Source organism: Rhodoferax sp. RT5P35, assembly GCF_056521385.1.
In genome coordinates this window covers 1-1656 of sequence record NZ_JBWMAX010000080.1, presented here as the reverse complement: position 1 = coordinate 1656, position 1656 = coordinate 1, and the positions used below count along the sequence as shown (strand labels likewise).

2 protein-coding genes are annotated in these 1656 nt (G+C 63.7%); both read left to right on the top strand.

Annotated elements, in window-relative coordinates; all coding sequences use genetic code 11:
- Positions 1-521: 4Fe-4S binding protein (locus AC097L_RS23755; RefSeq protein WP_479589201.1), on the top strand; the 521-nt coding region annotated here is incomplete at its 5' end.
- Positions 518-1492: an FAD:protein FMN transferase gene (locus AC097L_RS23750; RefSeq protein ID WP_479589200.1), complete on the top strand. Its 975-nt coding sequence runs from the start codon at positions 518-520 to the stop codon at positions 1490-1492. The genes AC097L_RS23755 and AC097L_RS23750, both read left to right, overlap by 4 nt.
- Positions 1493-1656 lie beyond the last annotated feature (164 nt).

The window sequence follows — 1656 nt, the reverse complement described above, 5'->3', positions numbered from 1 at the left end:
TCTCTACGCAACTGGATGCGCGCTTGAAGTGGGTCAAGTACTTCATCCTCGCAGGCATCCTGTTGTCGGCCTGTCTGTCCGTCACCTGGAGCGACAGGCTGGTGGAAGTAGAGCCCTTCAAGACCAGCATCACCCTGAACTTTGTACGTGCCTGGCCGTTCGTGCTGTGGGCGGTGTGCACCGTCGGCCTGAGTGCCTTTTTCTACAAAGGCTACTGCCGCTACCTCTGCCCCTTGGGCGCGGGCATGTCGGTGCTGGGCCGGTTGCGGCAGTTCGACTGGATCAAGCGCCGCACAGAATGTGGCCAGCCCTGCCAACGCTGCCGCAGCGACTGCGCCTACCAGGCCATCGACAAGGCTGGAAAGGTGGACTACGGCGAGTGCTTCCAGTGCATGGACTGCGTGGTGGTCTATGAGAGCGAAGAGCTTTGTGTGCCGGTATTCAACAGCAAGCGCAAGGCCGCCAGCCAGCCGGTGATTCCCATCGTTGCGCTCTCAGCCGCCACGGAACACACACCATGAAGCGCCGCTCCTTTATCCAGACGGCCATCGGCCTGTGCGGTGCGGGCTTGGCCCAGGCGGAGCCACTGCAATGGCATGCGCGCACGCTGACAGGCCTGGGAACCACCATGGCGATCCGCGTGGGCCACGCGGATGCCGCGCTGGCCGAGCGCGCACTGGATGCAGCGCGCGACACCATCCGGCATGTGGAAGACCAGATGAGTTTGTTTCGGCCCGACAGCGCGATCTGCGAGCTCAACCGCACGGGTCACCTGCGCCATCCCCACCCCGATCTGGTCGCAATATTGCAAACGGCCCAGGCCATATCGGCCCGAAGCCGTGGCGCATTCGATGTGACGGTGCAGCCGCTGTGGGCGGTGTTCCAGGCGGCCAGCAGCCAGGGGCGGCTACCGACACCGGATGCCGTGCGGGCCGCAAAGAGCCTTGCCAACTGGAAGCTGCTGGAAGTCTCCGAAGAGGCCATCGCACTGGGGCGCAAGGGGATGGGTATCACCCTCAACGGCATTGCACAGGGCTATGCGGCAGACCTGGTGGCGAAGCGCCTGCGGGCGCTGGGCATCCGGCATGCGTTGATCGACACCGGGGAATGGGCGGCGATGGGAGCACCCGCGCCCGAGCGGCCCTGGACGCTGGGCGTGGCCGATCCGCGCGATGCGCAGGCGGTGCTGGCGCGCGTCGCCATGGATGGCCGCTGCGTGGCGACATCGGCCGACAACCAGTGCAGCTTCAGCCCCGACTTTCAACACCACCATATCTTCGATCCATCCACCGGCTATTCACCTACCGGCCTGTCGTGCGTGAGCGTGGTGGCACCCAGCTGCGTGCTGGCCGATGCCTTGACCAAGGTGATGTTTGTCGCGGGCTTCCATCGGGCCTTGCAACTGGCCAAGGTCTGGAATGTGGATGTGCTGGTGGTGGATAAAAAAGGCGTGTGGCAGGCCACTGCGGGCATCACGCTGCTACCCGCTTGAGCAAGCGTGCTCCGTGCAGTGACTCATATTGGAACAGTGTTGCAGCGTGCAGCAGGGCGACTGAACCCGCATTGAACACAAGCTGCCATCGGCCCGGTTTTCCACCGCATACAGGCCCGAAAACCCCTCCTATCCACTGGCATACATATTGCGCAAACAGCTTG

What these genes read in the sequence shown, in the direction of transcription:
- AC097L_RS23750 (WP_479589200.1), top strand. Translation starts at nt 518, where the DNA reads ATGAAGCGCCGCTCCTTTATCCAGACGGCCATCGGCCTGTGCGGTGCG.